This is a genomic window from Ponticaulis koreensis DSM 19734 (assembly GCF_000420665.1).
In the GTDB taxonomy this organism is placed as follows: Bacteria; Pseudomonadota; Alphaproteobacteria; order Caulobacterales; family Hyphomonadaceae; genus Ponticaulis; species Ponticaulis koreensis.
Map to the genome: position 1 here is coordinate 16,839 of NZ_ATVJ01000001.1, position 17,049 is coordinate 33,887.

Here is a 17,049-nt window from a genome sequence, read left to right on the forward strand (position 1 = left end):
GCCAGCTCTCATAAGCGTGGGTCAGGTCATCCGAACATTTCGCGAAAACCTGCCTCGATATATCAGCCTCAGATCTCGCACGACCCATTTTTGAAAGTCGATCCAGCTCGATCACTTTTCGCACGTTTTTCAGACGATGGAGCTGCTCTGATCTTTTCAAACTGGTCATAGCTGTTCCACCAGTTTTTCGAGTGCATTCAACGTATCCGTGGGTGTCGCCGCCCCGGATGTTGGTTGTGCAAGAAAAGTCTCGATATCACTGCGTCTTGCGATCGACCGGTCGAGGCTTTTATTGTTTCCCGGTTTATGCAGGCCGCTTTCAATCAGCAACTGAGCTTCACGAAGTCGGAACATGCTGGCCCGCAGCTTCAGCAACGCCTTTTGCTGACGATCGCAGATCACCTTATCGGCCAGTCGGGACACAGAGTTCAGCACATCAATCGCCGGGTACCGCCCAGACGCCGCAATTTCCCTGGATAAAATTATATGACCATCGAGCAGTGACTTCATCACCTCGACGATGGGGTCGTCCACATCATCCGTTTCTGCCAGAACCGTAAAAAATGCCGTTATCGAACCACCCGAGGCCGAGGCACCACACCGCTCCACCATACGCGGTAGCTGCGCGAACACATTAGGTGTGTAGGCCCGAACCGTGGGCGGTTCTCCTGCCGACAATCCCATTTCCCGAAGGGCCATCGCGTAACGCGTAGAACTGTCAACGAACAATACGACGTCTTTGTTTTTCCAGCGCAGATATTCCGCCTGCGCAAGCGCGGCGTTTACAACGCGTGCTCTGACAGCCGCGCTTTCATCAGAGGTCGCAACAAACAATGTTGCCTTATCGGCGATGCCTGCTGCCTGGAGTGCGGACCAAAGAACGGCAACCTCTCGGCCGCGTTCCCCAACAAGGCAAAGCACAAGATTGTCGGCCTCGACATTTTGCATGATCTGCTCAACCAGTGTCGTCTTGCCGACACCGCTCGCTGCAAAAATTCCGATGCGTTGACCTTTTGCGAGTGGGAAGCATCCATCTATGGCGCGCACTCCAGTTGAGAGCGGTGAGGCGGCCACATCCCGCTCCATAGGGTTCAATGGCTTTCCTGCCAAAGGCCAGAGAAAATCTGCCGTTGCTTCCGGGCGGCCATCTATTGGCTTTCCCAGCGCACTCAAAATACGCCCTTTTAACCCTTCGCCTACAACCGTCATTCGATGAGTGTCGGTACGGATGACCCGATCACCCACGGACAACGACTCGCATGAATCTAGAGGCATGAGGACAGTTTTGTCGTGCGTCAGCGCTACGACTTCTGCTAACTTTTCCTCTTCGCCGCCGGCCGGAATAATCTTGCAAAGGTCACCGATGACAGCCTTTGGTCCCATCGATTCCAATCGCCCGGGAAGAACCGCCTGCAGTACGCCTCGATGCGTGATCGGATTTATTCCGCTAAGAAGAGCGGCAAATGGGTGATCTTGCATCATGCCTGCTTGGCTCCCACGATCGCGGTAGCAAGCCTGTCCCGCGCCTCACGGGTGAATTCGTTTACTGAAATTGAAACGTCCCCGGCACTGAGTCGAATGTCGCATTCTCCAGCGCTCTTGTGAGGCAGTAATCTAATAAAGTCGCCGCCCGGGGAATCGACACCCAATTCCTCCAGAATAGCTTTTACTTCGTCGACGCTGGCGAAATCTGAGGAGCTGACTTCAACGCAAACTACGGTTTCATTTCGCAGCATCCCTGCCTGCTGATGCAACAGATCCTGTAGGAATTGCTTCACCTGTTCTGGAGAATTGGCAAACTTGTCGAATGCATTGTCGACAATGACAAGAGCCAGTTGATCCAGTGTATCGAGCTTCTTCTCAAAGGCTTGTTGAGCCAGGCCAGCCGCGGCGACAAGGGCGTGGACCTTTTCATCGTGCGCGCGAAGCGCAGATGCTTCACCTTCCGCGAACGCTTTTTTTCGGGCAGTTTCTAATTCGGCAACATGTTCGGATTTGATTTTCAGAATTTCAGCTTCCAGCGCCTCAACCTTGCTCTCTACACTCTCTGCTTCCGGTGCGTTGGGCACCTGTGTCGAGACACGCACCTGATGCAGGGCGGTGATGGAGGCGCCGTTCTGCGCTTTTAGAATTCGGGACATCAAATCAGACCCCGAGTTCAGATTTGCGGGCAAAAATGCCAAGCCCGAGCCGCCTTGTAAGCCGCTGCTTCAGCGTCTCACAGTCGCTGGCCTTTGCAATGGCTACCTCCAGTACGGTCCTCACATCATCGGTCAGATCGATTTGCTCGGCATCAATCAGATCATTCAGACAACGCCGGAAGCGTGAGGTAAATATGGATGTATCCAGCTTCGCTGGGTCAATTTTTGGCATAACCGACATTGCGCGTAACAAGTCTTCAACCGCGTGCCGGTCCTCGCGCTTGAGAGATTTCAGAATGGTCCGACGATCATTTGCAGATAAATCGCCGAATTCTTCGATCATCGTCGCGTATGACAGCGGGGTATACTTGTTCATAGTCCCGCTCCGGGTTCGACCCGACGCTGGCTAAGCTCCGTTAACCGGTCTGCCCAGACGGCGATTTCTTCTTTCGAAAGCTTCGGCCGACGCATTCGTCTAACGACAAGCAACGCGAACACGAACGCTCCAGAAGTTATAAGACTCCAGACGATCCAGCCATAAAACGCCCAAATAGAGCGAGCCGGCTCAGTCCCCACCAGGGGCACGGTGCCCACTTCTTCGGTAGCCATCGACCCCAGATACTCCGACACTTGGGTTACGGCTTCAGAAGCCTGAACTTCAGTTGATGGTGCCAAAATACCATCGGAAATCATGCGCTCAAGGTTCACGTACGGGTCATTCGCCACAGTCATATCGACTGCTAAACTCATACCGTCCGCGCCGTCAGATACGACTGCCATATCAGCGCCATCCGCGATCGAGTTTACAGCATTTACCGCGGTTTCCGCAACCGAAGCGCCTGTCGTCGGTACGGCGCTAAGCATCATGCCATTCTGGTCAAGAATGACGACATCCGTTGGCTCAAGCTCCGGGATCGAAAACGCTACGAGAAACTGTATACCCTGCACAATACTCTGATTAATACTTGCTCCCGGGGCAGGTCTGATAGATACGGCTGCTTTAGGGCGCGCCCGATCGTCAGCAAATAGCACTCGCTCAGGCATGGACACATGCACGCGAGCATCAGCCACCGGCTCCATCATTGTAATTATAGTTCTGGCCAGGTCGCCCTGAAGCGCACGTTGATGTCTGATTTTCTGCCCGAACTCTGTCAGCCCCATTTCTGAATTGTCGAAAATTTCAAATCCGACGATGCGACGTTCAGGCGAATGAGCATCTGCAATGTCGATTCTGATCCGGTCCGCTTGAGACGCCGGAACAGCTATAGCGCTACCACCTGCCGTAACACGATACTCAACCTCACGATCCTCCAAAACTCTCACGACTTCAGCGGCTTCTTCAGGCGCAAGACCAGACATAATCGTGCGATAATTCATCGATCTATACGCGAAATAAGTAAGAGCTAATGCAACTGTCACACCCACGCCCACCATAAGCAGGATTGATCGAAAGCTACGCCCTGAAGCACTTGATCCCGTATCGCTCACTTCAATCACCTAGAGCTGCATGTTCGTGATTTGCTGAAACCCTTCCACAAGACGGTCTCTGATCTGTATCGTAAGGTCTACCGAGAGTTTGGCTTTTTCCAACGACAAGATTACCTCGTGGATACTGACGCTTTCAGGGTCTGAAACGTATTGCCGTGTTAACTCGTCGGCAGCATGCAGCCTCTGTTCCACTGCATTTAGACTGGTAGTCATGATGTCCTGAAAGCTGTCACCATTTACAGATGCCTCAATGACGGGCTGCTGAATATGTTGATTGGAAAGAACCGGGGCTTCAGCCGCCCCGGATCCAACGACCGCTTCGATCGAACTCATACCGTCCGCCCCATTTCCAGCGCCTTCATATACATCTGCTTTGAAATCGACATCGCCGTGAGATTAGCCTCATAAACACGCATGGTTTTCACGAGCAGCGACATCTCCTGACCATGATCCACATTTGCATACTGAACAAATCCTTCGGCATTCGCGCTCGGATGATCCGGCTCATACACAGATCGCACCGGATCTTGCATTTCTTCGACCGCAAACACCCTCACCCCTACAGGCTCACGATTGTTTAAATCCGTTGTCATAAGCGTCTGAAAATCCACGGCAGGACCGGACAACAACCGACGCGCGCCAACACGATTGCCAGCCGCGTCCACGGGAGAATTTACATTCGCCAGGTTTTCAGCGATGACAGCATAACGTTGCCATTCCACATCAAGCGCCGACAGACTGATTTCGAAAGCTTGCATTGCTTAGCGCCCCCCACTTACTGCACTTTTGGCGATAGCCATATGTCGTCCGAGAATTTCGGTGAGTGCTGCATACTGCATGGCCGTCTTAGAAGATTCCGCGAGCTCAAGATCAATCCGAACGCCAGATTCGGAAACTATTCTCTCGATTGTCGGCTCAACCTGCTCAACCGCTGAAGCGCCCTCCGTCATTGCAACGCTCAATGCATCTGCGAAACTGATCCGAACAGGCTGATAGTTCGGCGTATTCGCGTTTGCCAAGTTCTGAGCCGTGTAATCCTGACGGAGAGACAAGAGGTCGAGTGTTTTTGAAACTGCACTAAAAGTTACGGCATCCATCACCCTCTCCCTCTACTGAACAATAATTTCGGCATGGACTGCGCCAGCAGCTCTCATGGCCTGAAGTACGGAAATAAGATCGCGACTGGTTACGCCGGCCTCTCGCAGTCCCTGAACGAGATCCCCGATCGTCGCACTTGGAAAACTGGCAACAATATCCGATGAAGAATCGTCAACGCTTAGATCAGTATTGGTAATAACCAGACTACTAATCCCGTCATTTTGTCCAGCAATGAAACCGGGTTGCAGGCCGAAAGAATCGGCCTCGATTTGAACTTTCAGATCACCTTGGGAGATCACAATGTCAGATATCCTGATGTCCGCGCCCGCTACAACCGTTCCTGTGCGTTCATTGACCACGATTCTGGCGAATGTGTCTGGCAGAAAGGCAAGTGTTTCTAGCTCAGCCACAAACCGGGGGAGGCTGCCAAATTCCGGATAATACTGTATCTGAACCTCATCAGCGCCAACGGCATGGGCAACACCAATTCCAAATCGCATTTCGACGGCATCAGCAATTTTTTGCGCATTGCCAAAACTGGGATCTCTCAAGAGAAAACTAAGCTGGTTATCTGCGTTCAGAATATTCGCATTTACCGGTACTTCGACCGTTCCACCGTTCTCAATTACGGCCGTGGTGGGATAATTTCGTTGCTGCATATTGAGCTGAGATTCAAAGTTATAGCCGCCAGTAACGAGCGCGCCCTGCGCAACAGCATATGGCTCGCCTTGCGGCGCTAACAACTCGGTGAACAAAAGAACGCCTCCGGAAAGACTCCTGGCATCTCCAATGGAAGATACTGTCACCGGGATCGGATCTCCAACATTTGCTGACGGCGGAAGCTTCGCGGTCACCATCACCACAGCCGCGTTGCGACTAGACAATTCGTCCTCACTTACCGTGGTATTGAAACGTCCGAGCAAATTTTGAAGCGCCTGGCGTGTGACGACGCTGCGCTGACTGTCTCCGGATCCTGCAAGCCCCACCACAAGGCCATACCCGACGAGTTCGTTCGAACGCCAGCCTTCGAACCGACCAGCGTCTCTCATCTGGATGGTTTGCGATGCAGCGACTTGCACGGGCAGAACAAGCGCGCAAAGCCCTATGATCAGGACGCGGATTACCGACGCAAAGGAGGTCATACCGGCACCAGTCCAAACACACCCAAAAGCCAGGTCACCAATCCCGGATTGGACCCTCGGGTTACAAATCCTTCTCCATCATAACTGATAACTGCGTCGGCAAGCAGAGTTGAAATCACTGTATTTTGAGAAGAGATATCAACGACGCGAACCTTGCCCTCAAGAGTCACTTCTGACCTTTCGCCATTGATGTACAAAACCTGCGTCCCGCCAACCAAAAGTGTACCATCATTGACGATATCAATAACTGACACACTGAAAGACGTCAGAAAACGCTCACTGCGTCGCGTTTCTCCGCGGCCATCATATCCTGTTGCAAGGCGCGCCTGACCAAACTCTTCAACACCCGTAAGCCGCCATCCACCATCAATGTCTGTCTGCCGGGAGGAACGCATACTCGCTGTATTCGATGCTTCGGTATTCTGATAAACGATAACTGTCAGAATATCGCCAATCCGGGAGGCTTTGTTGTCCGAGATTAGATTAGAGTGCTCTCCCGGCCGATAAAGATTGTCTGCGTGAGCCGAAACCGACAGCCCAACTACAAGAACCAGCGAAGACAATAGGCTAAAGGTGCTCTTCATGGATAGACAAGCCTCATGAAGCGACCGTCTACTGGCACGCTGAGGACTTCATCGTCAGCAGTCATAACAAACACGCGGCTCTGACCATGCAGATCTTCCAGCAGAGTGACCGGTCGCTGAATTCGAATAGAACCCGACACAATCTGAAGCACTGCCTCATCCCATTTGCCAGCGCGCCGTACTGTCTGCAAAGTCACGTCATCGGACACAACAGATGCCTGCTCCATCCGGTTAAAAACCATCTCACCCGACGCTGGGTCACAATCAATGATCAACAGTCCGGGCGCACGATTTGAAACCATATCGATCACATCTTCACGCGTGAAGGACTCTCCAGACACCACCGGTAAAGACAGTGCCATCAATCGGGACTTTGCGGCACTCGCCCAGGTCGCGGGCAGCGCCTCTTCATCAATGATATCACCGAACACCGGATAGGCATGCTCGAAAACAACTACCGGGGCGGAGCTGAGGCAAACCCCTACTTCAAGTGAAGACAGGACTGAGGCCGCTACCAAAGACGCAATCATTGTTATTGCTGCCTTAAAGAATTCGCTATGGACATCAGACGATCCGCAGCCTGCAACACCTGCGCGTTCGAAGAATAAGCGCGCTGAATGATCATCATGCTGACCATTTCCTGATTGAGGTCCACAGTAGAACGCTCTACCGCGCCCGACACAAACTGCCCAGCACCATCCTCACCTGCAACGGCGCCATAGGACCTAACACCGCTTCTTAGCTCATAAAGTCCACTCGACTTTTGAATAAGATCAGCTGACGAATTCACGCTCACGAGCGACAGCTGACCAAGCTCAGAAACTGCATCCTCATTAACCAACAGCGCACTCACCGTACCATCAGCATCCACACGGATATCACGCGCACCTATGGGCACATTAACCATATCACGAAGCATCATTCCGTTTTCAGCCTGGAGATAGCCTTCCTGCCCTACATGGAGCCGCCCACCGCGCCATAGATAGCTGTTTCCACCGGGCCCCAAGAGTTCAAGGAAACCATTCCCGTCAATCGCAATGTCGAGCGAATTGCCTGTTTCAACGATGTCGCCCTGATCGAAAACCGCAGCAGCCTGGTCCATCCGTACACCGACACCCCGCATGTCACTTGAAGTACTTGCCATTACCTCAGCAAAGCTGATCTCAGCGCGTTTAAACCCCTGCGTGTTTAGGTTGGAGATATTGTTTGCAACCACACTTAGAGCACGCTCCTGCGAGCCGAGCCCGATACCAGCGACATAAAATGCGTCATTCATTCTCAGCTCCGCCCAAAGGTTGCGATCGCGCTACCGATCATAGAATCATAAGCTTGGATAAGACGCGCACCGGTCTCCGCCTGACGCACAGACTGCATCAACTCAATCATCTCTTCGCCAAGTTCGACATTAGAAGATTCAAATGCACCTTGAAGAAGGTTTCCGCTTTCAACCCTAGTCACGCCGATCCCGTTTTCCATCTGCATGAGTGAGCCTGAAACCGCGCTCATAGCACTCGTTTCCTCAGGCACAAAAAGGCCTATCTGTGCAACGGCGACGCCGTCCTCCAACAGTGTTCCATCGGACAAAACTTCCACAACATCGGATGCGGCGCGCACTGGAGCGCCATCTGCTGAAAGGAGAATAAGTCCATTTTCATCAACGAGCTGCAAATCTGATCTACGATGAAACCTACCCGCGCGAGAGAGAAACTCAACGCCCGTTTCCGGATGCTGAAGAAGAAAGAACCCCTCCCCGGAAATAGCAAAGTCAAAGGCATTTCCTGTGAGCTGAGTTGTACCCGCCTCAGCGCGGTAAACCGACTGAAAATTAAGTCGCTCAGTGCCGAAAACGTCGGCTGTGTCAGATGGATTCGCAAGTAAAGATTCAGCGCGATATCCAGGAACCTGTGCGCTCGAAATATTGCGACCAATTACAGCTGCCCGCTGCTCCGAAGAAGCAAGCAACCGCACTGCCTCAATTAATGGATCACTCATGAATTTTCCCGACGCCAACCCCAATCTACGTCCTGCTATATGCAGCCGTCACGAGGCCCCCCTCGCTCCTGAGCTAAGGACTTTAGCCTATTGCTCATCCGACCACTTTTACGTGTATTTTTGAATGGTCAAGTCACGCAAAAATACAATTTATACTTTAGAGGCCGGACTCTCTACATACGCATGTGTGGAAAACGCAGATAGACACCAACCTTCTCTTTAGTTTTCAATGGCTTAACTTCGACTCCTGTCAGAGCCATCAGAAGCAGAAAATTTTGTGGAATTTTCTAGCGTCATTTCATCGACGCTGTCACAGGCGTACATTTTTGGTCGGTTTTTCTAAAACAACGTTCACACAGGACGCGCCAAAGGCTGCTCGCTCACATCATAAAACTCAAAGATAGTTTTACATGATGTTTTCCCCGGTCCCGCGACGTAAACCGGAATATCTCTCAAATTCTCGCGGCTTTGAGGGATTAAAAACCCGAGCCAAAGTCCCGCTCCCAGAACGGGCTGCGGCCAGATTAATGGTGACCTGTCTCTAAGCAACGCCCTCATGCCAAACCAGAGACCGGCGCTTCATCCGCCGAGCTAGTTGGCACTCCTAACAATGATTTAAATGGAACTCACCGTGCACACTCAGACCTCAGATATTAACAAATTAAGAGGCCTTAACGAATTCCCTCTTCGAGTAAATGTAACGCCTCGAAGCACTCTGAACTCGGACTTCAGTATAAACTCGAAGCATCCAGACTGATGATTGCAAAACAAAGCCTGACGGGGCAGCCGATACGGTGAACAGCTTGATAGATCGGGTATTGAGAACAACGCTTTTCCAATATCGGCTTGGCATGGTTTTTGACCAGCCAAAATAATCGGTCTGTTTATCGGCGTACTTAAATTGCAATAATAAAATGTGGCGCTGGCCTTTCGGTAGAAAAAGTCACGAACTGAGACCCTTTGGAATTTGTCTGCTAAGGCATAAACCAGCACGCGTTTCTCCAACTCGTTTTGATTATATGACGAGTTGAATGCCTACATTAATACGGCGAACGGTCGGTCCAGCGAAAGGACGGGCGTAATCATCTATTTTGTCTGCATATCTGAATGAGACCATTTCGCTCCCGCCTCACCACACCGCCATTTCTTCTCTGAAATAAGAAATACCCCGCGCGACCTGGTATGCGTCACTTTGTGACGCGTAGGGTGCATTAAGCGCAGCGAATGCACCAGAAAAATGACACCGAATAATACAAGGCAAGGCGTGGCAGCATGCTTCAGATTATTGAGTGAGTGTCTCTGGTGCATCCGGGCTTCGCCCTTGATGCACCTGTATCGCCGCAAGGGAGTCCCTGCCGCGCATGAGTTTTGATTTGAAAGAGTGAAGTCAGATCGTGAGTGAACGGATAGACGCCGCACGGTCTGGCGGCGGCCATGGCTCTGGCGATGTCGTGACGTGCTGACAAGACGAGAATGCCGGTTCTACAATCCGATCAAACTCAAGGGATGTGCGTTCTTCAGGCTCAAGAAAAGCCAGCGCGCAGACGATCACACGGGCCAGATGGCTCGCCAGTATCTCCGCACGCTCGAAATTTTCGATTGTGGTCTGAAGCCGGTCAAACAGCTCGGCCATTGAGTGGAGGTCACAGCCCTGAACGAGTTCTATGTGAGCATTTGATTCACGAGAGCCAACACGACAGCCCTGAGCGCGCTCTATGCGTTCCGAAGGTGCGCGAGAGCAAACAAGACCGTCAGTCCGTTGCCAGATGGGCATACGCATCGCACTTGCCGCAAAGACGAAACCGGCGCGCTCCAGCTGGTTCGAGGCCAGCATGCGCACATAGGCATGCACCATCACGTCGGTTGATATCACCATCTGAGCGAGGTCACGCGGCGCGCGTATTTCGCCTGTCGCCTGAAGCCGCATGCACCAGGCATACAACCGCGCAAGGTTCAGCCCGATCAGCTGGCCGATGGTCAGCGATGTGTAATCAGGAACAGATGATGGCGCGGGGGTCATGCCCCAAGTTTAGAGTGGGGTGTGGTGGGGTTGGATAAGTTTTGGGGGGGATGTAGGTTGGTGATGGAGGCGAAGCCGAAATCCCAACATAGCTGATGCATTTACGGCGGGTATCGCTTTGCTCAACCCGCCCTACGCGTCACGAAGTGACGCCAACTGTTCGCCGAAATTTCAAAGAATTTTAGTCTAACACCCAAATTACTCAACGAACCCCAAGCGTCGAAGCTCTGCAATCTCTTCCGCAAGCTCAGGGTTTACCTTGCCCGACTTATCGACAATGCTACCGATAAAATAGTTCGATTCAGATCCCTCAAGTTTGAAGACCTTATACTTGAACGACATCTTAGAAATCACCGGATGATGCTTCCAATCGACCCCACCAAGAAGTGCACGGTCGCAAATAATATGCCGCTCGGGGTCAATCTTTATGTTTCGTGGTTGAACATGTGGCAGGTCCACCGTGCCGCGAAAATTAGAGAGATCAAGACAAATGCCGTCGGGGTCGTCGGGATGTTTAAGAATATAGCCCGGCAATTCTTTTCCCTTGCTATCCATGGCATGCCTTACCCACAGAATTGAACCGGCACTACCCTCTACCACGACGCGGTCAAGGTAATTATCAGCATAAAAATTGTAGTGCGGACACTTGCAATTCCTGAATAAGACCTCGCGCAGGAGGACATTTCCAAAGGCGGATATATGCCCCAAATTGCACTTAAGAAACTCCACACGCTCGACAAGGTGGCGGCCGATTGGTGCATTATCGGTGAGGACAAAGTTCCCGATCACTTCGTTTACAAAAACCCGATCCCTGATCAATGCGACGCCGTCGGATTGGCGTTCAAATACGTCGTGGAAATTTTCTATCATCATCATTTCTTATTGATTCAGAACACTTCTCAAGAACAAAGCTTCTGCATCAGAAAGCGGCTCATAGGTCGCAACCGCCTGTATTCTTGCATTATTGAGGTGATTTTTCACGGTGGCCATATTACGCGTGGTAATATCGATCATCGCCCCGTCAATTGCAAACGTATCCGGCGCCTCGTTGGGCAATCCACCACGCACGCCATAAAGAACATCATCGACGTTTCTGGAACGGGGGTCGATATTCGCTAAGGATCTTCTATGCACGCAGTTAAAATCACTCCGTGATTTGTAGGGCGTACAAAGCGCAGCGCTGTGCGCCAAATCCCAGATACGCGTTCCTCGTTCAAAACGTATCACACTCGTCAGTCATTGACACATTCGGTATCCTAGACCGTCCAAAACCCCGCTTAAACCTATGCCAAGTTGAATAGGGCCAATCATCTGGATCATCAACCAAGCCGTGCTTGACCGGATTGTAATGGATGTAATTCACATGGTTTTCCAAATCTTCCTCGTCACGGATCATATGATCCCAATACCGTCTCTGCCAGATGCCTCGCTCCCGTGGGCCTGTGGCCGAGGCCGGATCGTCCTGTTTGGGAATGGTGCGCGTGAAGCAGGTTTTAATCCGCATCCAACGCACCGGAAAATTATAATCGCCCTTCGGCAGCTTCAAAACACAATGCAAATGATCGGGTAGAATGCAAAATGCTATGGTCTCAAACGGCCAATCCTTTTGCGTTCGTCGCCATGCTTCGCGTAGATCGTCAATACGCGTCACCAGCAAATCGCTTTTTCGGTTCTTCAAATTGACCGTGAAAAAGCACATCGCACCGGGGGTGAAATATCGTCGGTCATCAGGCATGTGCAAAGCGTGACGTCGAAATGGCAAACGTGCAAGACATATGTCGCTTGACGGATTTTTGGCGCACAGCGCTTCGCTTTGTACGCCCTACAAATCACGGAGTGATTTTAACTTGGGTCAAACGACACGCAGGGTATTGGGTTTCAAGATTGGCAGGCATTGGGCTCATGTGGGTGAGTTTACTCGCACCATCGTGGCGTGGGATAAGTTTTCATAGTGAGTGATGTAGAGCGGCGAGAACGGGGAAGTTGGCGGCTTAAGGGAGATAGCACGGTCAGGACAGATGCAACCGTAAGCGTTACACCCTACTTCCATTCCCCCAGATAGGGACCGAAATCGAAGGTGGCGGCCTCGTTCCTGAGCATGTGCGCCACATAATTATCGATGGCGACAGAAGGATTGTTCAGGACGTATATTTTTTGCCAATCTGATTGTTGAACAAAATACAGTACGGGTTCGCCGTCCTCGCCGCGAATGATTCTCTCTCTGTCTTTCGGCGTCTGAATGAGAACATAGTCCCTGATTTGCGCGTCACGAGCGCCCGTGTCAAAAAACACTCGCACAGTTCCTTCAGCTTGCTCGCCCGAATATCCAAGGCGCGCGAAAATTTGATCCACGTCTGGCTTGGCTCGCTCAAACTCCTCTTCGAAGTTCGATTTAACGCCATATATTTCGCTCAATACTGCATAATAAATCACCTTCCAATCTAATGCCCCTCCTGGCAGCCGACCGGGGGCAAGTCCCATTGGTAATTCATCAGGAATTTTCATCCCACCAATATGCGAACAGAAAGCCAGAGCCAGATTGTGACCCAGCACAGGTTTGGCACGGAGATAATGCCCGTGCACCATCGGACCTTGTCTGATGGCCGAACAGTCCGGGACGGCGACTTGCATGGCAAGTTGCACCAACCGGCCACCGCTCTCGATATACCATTGCGGGGTCTTCCAGTGCCCTTCTGACATTATATCCTGTGACAATACCATATAAAGGTCTGAGGCCGCCATCAGCGCCGCATGAGTGGCCGGCGCCGTTTGCTCTACCCCCGAATACAGCCATTGTCGGTCGCCCCAGAACCCCATAGCGAAACCGATGTATCGATTATTTACGGTTTCTCCGTCTTCCAGGCAGGTTGTTCGGATGTTGTCAGGGAGGGCCTCACCGCGCCGGAATATTTTCCAGCTGACCAATTGGTTATCGGATGTCTCCAGCGCGTAAAGGTCATCAAGTGTCAGCAAATTATTATCTCCTATCTGGTTGGGAACCTAAGTCCGTATTCTGTTTCAAGGTGGATTCTGTAGTCGATCTGGCGGGTTTCTAGGAAAGTCTTGAACTCTGGATGCACGGCTTCACCTCTAAAGTGTGTCCATCCGCCCGAGTTATCGTACTCAATACGCTTCCCTTTTGACGCATTCATGCCGCGCGGTAATGGCATTAGGTTTGTCGGATCGTTGAGAATTGCGCTCTGCTGACTTCGGCTCAATGAGCTCCACCCATCTGCTCGCTCAATCACAAACCTCGGGAGCAAATGATCTCCAGTCAGACCATCTCTCGGTACATTATGAACCATTGTGCCCCTTAAGGGATCCATATAGTTAAACGTGCCGTTGGCATTTACCCACTGACCGGAAACCTTATCAAGATAACACGTATTATGCACCCAGACGCCCAGCTCACCAACATGGTAGGTGTGCCAGCCGTCGACGGAGAAGTTATAGACCGGCTCTATGACGCCCGTGGCCTCTACGCCTGTTACATAAGCCGGTGAGCCATCACCCAGGCGGAGCTGGTCGCCCGCGCGAAGAGAGCGCGCCGCAAGGAACCCGCCCTGGCCATCATCGCCGCCCTTTTCCATCCAGAACGGGTGTGTATCGGTGCAGCGATAGGTTTCTGACCGCCCGGAAGGTGTGGCGACAGAGACGTTATAAATCTCTTTTTCACCGGTGCAGGCCCATTCAGTGACCTTGCGCCAACCTGCCTCGCCAACATCATGCTCTGACCGCGACCACACGACATCGCCGGTTTTGATCTCTTCAATCGGCGTCAGGCCGGATTTGGTGTGGATAAGCGTGCCTGCCGCGAAGCATTTATCGGCTGTACGGGCAACTATAGCCAGTAAGCGTCACTTTGTGACGCGTAGGGTGCATTAAGCGTAGCGAATGCACCAGAAAGATGACGCCGAACAATACAAGGCAAGGCGTTGCAGATGCTTCAAAATTACGAGTGAGTCTTTCTGGTGCATCCGGGCATTGCCCTTGATGCACCCTACCCAGTGCGAAGCACCGGATTGCTGAGCAACGGTCCGGGGTCGGGGGTTGAAACTCCTCACCACACCGCCATTTCTTCTCAAAAAATAAGACACGCGGCGACAGACCTAGACCAGCCGCTTCACAGTGCGCTCGATGAATTCAGACGCAGCTTTCACGCGCGCAAGCGAGGCGACGTCTTCGTGTGTCACCAGCCAGAATGAACGCGTGACAGAGACAGTGTCTGGCAGGACGCAGACCAGATCTTGGTGCTGTTCGGCCATAAAGCATGGCAGGATCGCGATGCCTGCGCCGGAGCGCACCATCTCCAGCTGAGCCACAATACTCGGGCTGCACAGGGTCGGTTTCAGGTCTGCGGAAACTTCCGAATAATAGCGTAGCTGCGGCGAATAAATCAGCTCATCGACATAGCCGATCAGCGGATGATCCTTCAGGTCCGCGTCTGTCTCGGGCACATTCGCCTTTGCCAGATAATCCGCCGAGGCATAGAGCTTCAGTGTATAATCAGAGAGCTTTCGCACGCGCAGACGCCCCGCCGTTGGACGCGCAAGCAGAATGGCAAGGTCAGCCTCTCTGCGGGAGACATTCGCAAAGCCGGACATGGCGATCAGGTCGAGTTCAACCGCCGGATACTCGCGGGAAAAGTCTGCGATGGCTGGCGCGAGTACCGCAGCGCCCAACCCCTCGGTAACGCCAATGCGCACGCGGCCAGATACCCGGTTATCGGCCCGCTCTGACAGGGCGACGATGTCCTGAATATTCTGTTCGATGATTTCGGCACGCTCGACGACTTTCTGCCCGTCCCGCGTCAGCACATGCCCCTGACGTGTCCGCTCGAAGAGGAGCATGCCCAGCTCGCTTTCAAGCCGCTTCAGGCGCCTGCTCACAGTTGAGGTATCCTGTCCCATATGCTGGGCTGCTTTCGCCAGTTTGGAGAAACGGCTTACGTGAAGCAGAAAGCGGATGTCGTCCCAGTGGATATTCATTTGCAAAAATGCCAATTCAAATTGCGAAAGCGCATGTTTATTTGATTATTTACAGGCTTTAGACTGGCGCGCAAAGATCAGGTCATAGGGAAAGAACCATGCGTGAACTCCATCATTTCGTGAACGGACAGTCGGTCAGCGGCACATCAGGGCGCTTTGCCGATGTGTATGATCCGAATACCGGTGAGGTTCAGGCACGTGTGTCACTCGCAACGCCATCAGAATTGGATAGCGCGGTGCAGGCGGCTGTGAACGCACAACCGGCATGGGCGGCGACAAATCCGCAAAAGCGCGCCCGCGTCATGTTCGAATTCAAACGCCTTCTCGAAGCCAATATGGACGAGCTGGCGCACATGCTCTCTGCAGAGCACGGCAAGGTAATCGCGGACTCAGTTGGCGATGTTCAACGCGGCCTTGAGGTGATCGAGTTTGCGTGCGGCATCCCTCACCTCCTGAAAGGCGAGTACACTGAAGGCGCTGGCCCTGGTATCGACGTTTATTCCATGCGCCAGCCGCTGGGTGTGACGGCAGGCATCACGCCATTCAACTTCCCGGCCATGATCCCGATGTGGATGTTCGGCGTATCTATCGCCTGCGGTAACACCTTCATCCTGAAGCCGTCCGAGAAAGACCCGTCCGTGCCGATGCGTCTGGCAGAGCTGTTCCTTGAGGCGGGCGCGCCGGAAGGCGTCCTGAACGTCGTGAACGGCGATAAGGAGGTCGTTGATGCAATCCTCGACCATGCAGACATCAAGGCTGTCAGCTTTGTCGGTTCGTCTGACATTGCCCAATATGTCTATTCCCGAGGTACGGCCAACGGAAAGCGCGTTCAGGCGATGGGTGGCGCGAAAAACCACGGCATTATCCTGCCGGACGCGGATATGGATCAGGTCGTCAAAGATATTGTCGGCGCGGCCTATGGCTCTGCAGGCGAACGCTGCATGGCTCTGCCGGTGGCCGTTCCCGTTGGCAAGAAGACAGCCGACGAATTCGTCGAACGCATGATTGCCGAAGCACGCGCCCTGAAAGTTGGTGTATCGACGGACAAAGACGCTCATTACGGGCCTGTCGTCTCCGCTGCACACAAGGAAAAGGTCGAAAACTACATACAGATGGGCGTGGAGGAAGGCGCAAACCTGCTGCTGGACGGACGCGGACACTCGCTTCAGGGCCATGAGAACGGCTATTTCATCGGTCCGAGCCTGTTCGACAATGTGAAGCCGGGCATGAAGACTTACGAAGAAGAGATTTTCGGCCCTGTTCTACAGGTCGTGCGCGCTGAAACGCTGGAAGAAGCCGCGGAGCTTCCAAGCAAGCACCAGTATGGCAATGGCGTGGCTCTCTTCACGCGAAATGGTCAGGCCGCACGCGAGTTTGCGTCTAAAGTAAATGTAGGCATGGTCGGTATCAATGTGCCAATTCCAGTGCCAGTCGCCTATCACAGTTTCTCCGGTTGGAAGCGGTCAGCCTTTGGTGACCACAACCAGTACGGCATGGATGGCGTGCGCTTCTGCACTAAGGTCAAAACTGTGACACAGCGCTGGCCGGAAGGCGATATAGGCGACCAGTCCTTCATTATTCCGACGATGCGATAGG

20 protein-coding genes are annotated in these 17,049 nt (G+C 52.6%); 1 reads left to right on the forward strand and 19 read right to left on the reverse strand.

Annotated elements, in window-relative coordinates; translation table 11 throughout:
- Positions 1–165: 165 nt before the first annotated feature.
- The 19 genes from G523_RS0100090 to G523_RS0100180 form a co-directional block, all read right to left on the reverse strand.
- Complete coding sequence (locus tag G523_RS0100090) at positions 166–1,482, reverse strand: FliI/YscN family ATPase (protein WP_022692971.1); 1,317 nt, start codon at positions 1,480–1,482, stop codon at positions 166–168.
- Complete coding sequence (locus tag G523_RS0100095; RefSeq protein ID WP_155802543.1) at positions 1,479–2,144, reverse strand: hypothetical protein; 666 nt, start codon at positions 2,142–2,144, stop codon at positions 1,479–1,481. Before G523_RS0100095 ends, G523_RS0100090 begins: the two co-directional genes overlap by 4 nt.
- 1 nt (position 2,145) lies before the next feature.
- On the reverse strand, positions 2,146–2,517 hold the full coding sequence (locus G523_RS0100100; protein WP_022692973.1) for a hypothetical protein: 372 nt from the start codon (positions 2,515–2,517) through the stop codon (positions 2,146–2,148).
- Positions 2,514–3,629 (reverse strand): flagellar basal-body MS-ring/collar protein FliF, encoded by a 1,116-nt coding sequence (gene fliF, locus G523_RS19930; protein WP_155802544.1) that lies wholly within the window; start codon positions 3,627–3,629, stop codon positions 2,514–2,516. The genes G523_RS0100100 and fliF overlap by 4 nt, the downstream gene beginning before the upstream one ends.
- Positions 3,630–3,638: 9 nt before the next feature.
- Positions 3,639–3,962, reverse strand: a complete 324-nt coding sequence (gene fliE, locus G523_RS17235; protein WP_022692975.1) for a flagellar hook-basal body complex protein FliE — start codon at positions 3,960–3,962, stop codon at positions 3,639–3,641.
- Positions 3,959–4,387, reverse strand: a complete 429-nt coding sequence (flgC, locus tag G523_RS0100115; RefSeq protein ID WP_022692976.1) for a flagellar basal body rod protein FlgC — start codon at positions 4,385–4,387, stop codon at positions 3,959–3,961. The genes fliE and flgC overlap by 4 nt, the downstream gene beginning before the upstream one ends.
- 3 nt (positions 4,388–4,390) lie before the next feature.
- Positions 4,391–4,726 (reverse strand): flagellar basal body rod protein FlgB, encoded by a 336-nt coding sequence (locus G523_RS0100120; protein WP_022692977.1) that lies wholly within the window; start codon positions 4,724–4,726, stop codon positions 4,391–4,393.
- Between the two features lie 12 nt (positions 4,727–4,738).
- A complete protein-coding gene (locus tag G523_RS0100125; protein WP_233347243.1) occupies positions 4,739–5,776 on the reverse strand; it encodes a flagellar basal body P-ring protein FlgI in 1,038 nt (345 codons plus the stop codon).
- Positions 5,777–5,865: 89 nt separating this feature from the next.
- The gene (locus G523_RS17240; protein WP_022692979.1) at positions 5,866–6,453 is read right to left on the reverse strand and encodes a flagellar basal body L-ring protein FlgH; all 588 of its coding nucleotides are present in this window, start codon (positions 6,451–6,453) and stop codon (positions 5,866–5,868) included.
- Positions 6,450–6,983, reverse strand: a complete 534-nt coding sequence (locus G523_RS0100135; protein WP_022692980.1) for a hypothetical protein — start codon at positions 6,981–6,983, stop codon at positions 6,450–6,452. The genes G523_RS17240 and G523_RS0100135 overlap by 4 nt, the downstream gene beginning before the upstream one ends.
- Before the next feature lie 2 nt (positions 6,984–6,985).
- Positions 6,986–7,729 (reverse strand): flagellar hook-basal body protein, encoded by a 744-nt coding sequence (locus G523_RS0100140; RefSeq protein ID WP_022692981.1) that lies wholly within the window; start codon positions 7,727–7,729, stop codon positions 6,986–6,988.
- A 2-nt stretch (positions 7,730–7,731) separates the two neighbouring features.
- Positions 7,732–8,445 (reverse strand): flagellar basal body rod C-terminal domain-containing protein, encoded by a 714-nt coding sequence (locus G523_RS0100145; protein ID WP_022692982.1) that lies wholly within the window; start codon positions 8,443–8,445, stop codon positions 7,732–7,734.
- 1,387 nt (positions 8,446–9,832) lie between these two features.
- Positions 9,833–10,465 (reverse strand): hypothetical protein, encoded by a 633-nt coding sequence (locus tag G523_RS0100150; protein WP_022692983.1) that lies wholly within the window; start codon positions 10,463–10,465, stop codon positions 9,833–9,835.
- Between the two features lie 198 nt (positions 10,466–10,663).
- Positions 10,664–11,341 (reverse strand): hypothetical protein, encoded by a 678-nt coding sequence (locus G523_RS0100155; protein ID WP_022692984.1) that lies wholly within the window; start codon positions 11,339–11,341, stop codon positions 10,664–10,666.
- A 3-nt stretch (positions 11,342–11,344) separates the two neighbouring features.
- On the reverse strand, positions 11,345–11,692 hold the full coding sequence (locus G523_RS20755; RefSeq protein ID WP_155802545.1) for a hypothetical protein: 348 nt from the start codon (positions 11,690–11,692) through the stop codon (positions 11,345–11,347).
- Positions 11,679–12,200: an REP-associated tyrosine transposase gene (locus tag G523_RS0100165; RefSeq protein WP_022692986.1), complete on the reverse strand. Its 522-nt coding sequence runs from the start codon at positions 12,198–12,200 to the stop codon at positions 11,679–11,681. Before G523_RS0100165 ends, G523_RS20755 begins: the two co-directional genes overlap by 14 nt.
- A 305-nt stretch (positions 12,201–12,505) precedes the next feature.
- Positions 12,506–13,438, reverse strand: coding sequence for a hypothetical protein (locus G523_RS0100170; RefSeq protein ID WP_022692987.1), 933 nt, complete (start codon positions 13,436–13,438; stop codon positions 12,506–12,508).
- Positions 13,439–13,449: 11 nt separating this feature from the next.
- Positions 13,450–14,316, reverse strand: a complete 867-nt coding sequence (locus G523_RS0100175) for a polymorphic toxin-type HINT domain-containing protein (RefSeq protein ID WP_081648652.1) — start codon at positions 14,314–14,316, stop codon at positions 13,450–13,452.
- 258 nt (positions 14,317–14,574) lie between these two features.
- Complete coding sequence (locus G523_RS0100180; RefSeq protein ID WP_033232222.1) at positions 14,575–15,453, reverse strand: LysR family transcriptional regulator; 879 nt, start codon at positions 15,451–15,453, stop codon at positions 14,575–14,577.
- Positions 15,454–15,551: 98 nt separating this feature from the next.
- Between G523_RS0100180 and G523_RS0100185 the strand changes: the two genes are divergently transcribed.
- Entirely contained in the window at positions 15,552–17,048 is a 1,497-nt protein-coding gene (locus G523_RS0100185) for a CoA-acylating methylmalonate-semialdehyde dehydrogenase (protein WP_022692990.1), read from the forward strand.
- Position 17,049: the final 1 nt, after the last annotated feature.

What these genes read in the sequence shown, in the direction of transcription:
- G523_RS0100090 (WP_022692971.1), bottom strand. Translation starts at nt 1,482, where the DNA reads ATGATGCAAGATCACCCATTTGCCGCTCTTCTTAGCGGAATAAATCCG.
- G523_RS0100100 (WP_022692973.1), bottom strand. Translation starts at nt 2,517, where the DNA reads ATGAACAAGTATACCCCGCTGTCATACGCGACGATGATCGAAGAATTC.
- fliE (WP_022692975.1), bottom strand. Translation starts at nt 3,962, where the DNA reads ATGAGTTCGATCGAAGCGGTCGTTGGATCCGGGGCGGCTGAAGCCCCG.
- flgC (WP_022692976.1), bottom strand. Translation starts at nt 4,387, where the DNA reads ATGCAAGCTTTCGAAATCAGTCTGTCGGCGCTTGATGTGGAATGGCAA.
- G523_RS0100120 (WP_022692977.1), bottom strand. Translation starts at nt 4,726, where the DNA reads ATGGATGCCGTAACTTTTAGTGCAGTTTCAAAAACACTCGACCTCTTG.
- G523_RS0100125 (WP_233347243.1), bottom strand. Translation starts at nt 5,776, where the DNA reads ATGAGAGACGCTGGTCGGTTCGAAGGCTGGCGTTCGAACGAACTCGTC.
- G523_RS17240 (WP_022692979.1), bottom strand. Translation starts at nt 6,453, where the DNA reads ATGAAGAGCACCTTTAGCCTATTGTCTTCGCTGGTTCTTGTAGTTGGG.
- G523_RS0100135 (WP_022692980.1), bottom strand. Translation starts at nt 6,983, where the DNA reads ATGATTGCGTCTTTGGTAGCGGCCTCAGTCCTGTCTTCACTTGAAGTA.
- G523_RS0100140 (WP_022692981.1), bottom strand. Translation starts at nt 7,729, where the DNA reads ATGAATGACGCATTTTATGTCGCTGGTATCGGGCTCGGCTCGCAGGAG.
- G523_RS0100145 (WP_022692982.1), bottom strand. Translation starts at nt 8,445, where the DNA reads ATGAGTGATCCATTAATTGAGGCAGTGCGGTTGCTTGCTTCTTCGGAG.
- G523_RS0100150 (WP_022692983.1), bottom strand. Translation starts at nt 10,465, where the DNA reads ATGACCCCCGCGCCATCATCTGTTCCTGATTACACATCGCTGACCATC.
- G523_RS0100155 (WP_022692984.1), bottom strand. Translation starts at nt 11,341, where the DNA reads ATGATGATGATAGAAAATTTCCACGACGTATTTGAACGCCAATCCGAC.
- G523_RS0100165 (WP_022692986.1), bottom strand. Translation starts at nt 12,200, where the DNA reads ATGCCTGATGACCGACGATATTTCACCCCCGGTGCGATGTGCTTTTTC.
- G523_RS0100180 (WP_033232222.1), bottom strand. Translation starts at nt 15,453, where the DNA reads ATGAATATCCACTGGGACGACATCCGCTTTCTGCTTCACGTAAGCCGT.
- G523_RS0100185 (WP_022692990.1), top strand. Translation starts at nt 15,552, where the DNA reads ATGCGTGAACTCCATCATTTCGTGAACGGACAGTCGGTCAGCGGCACA.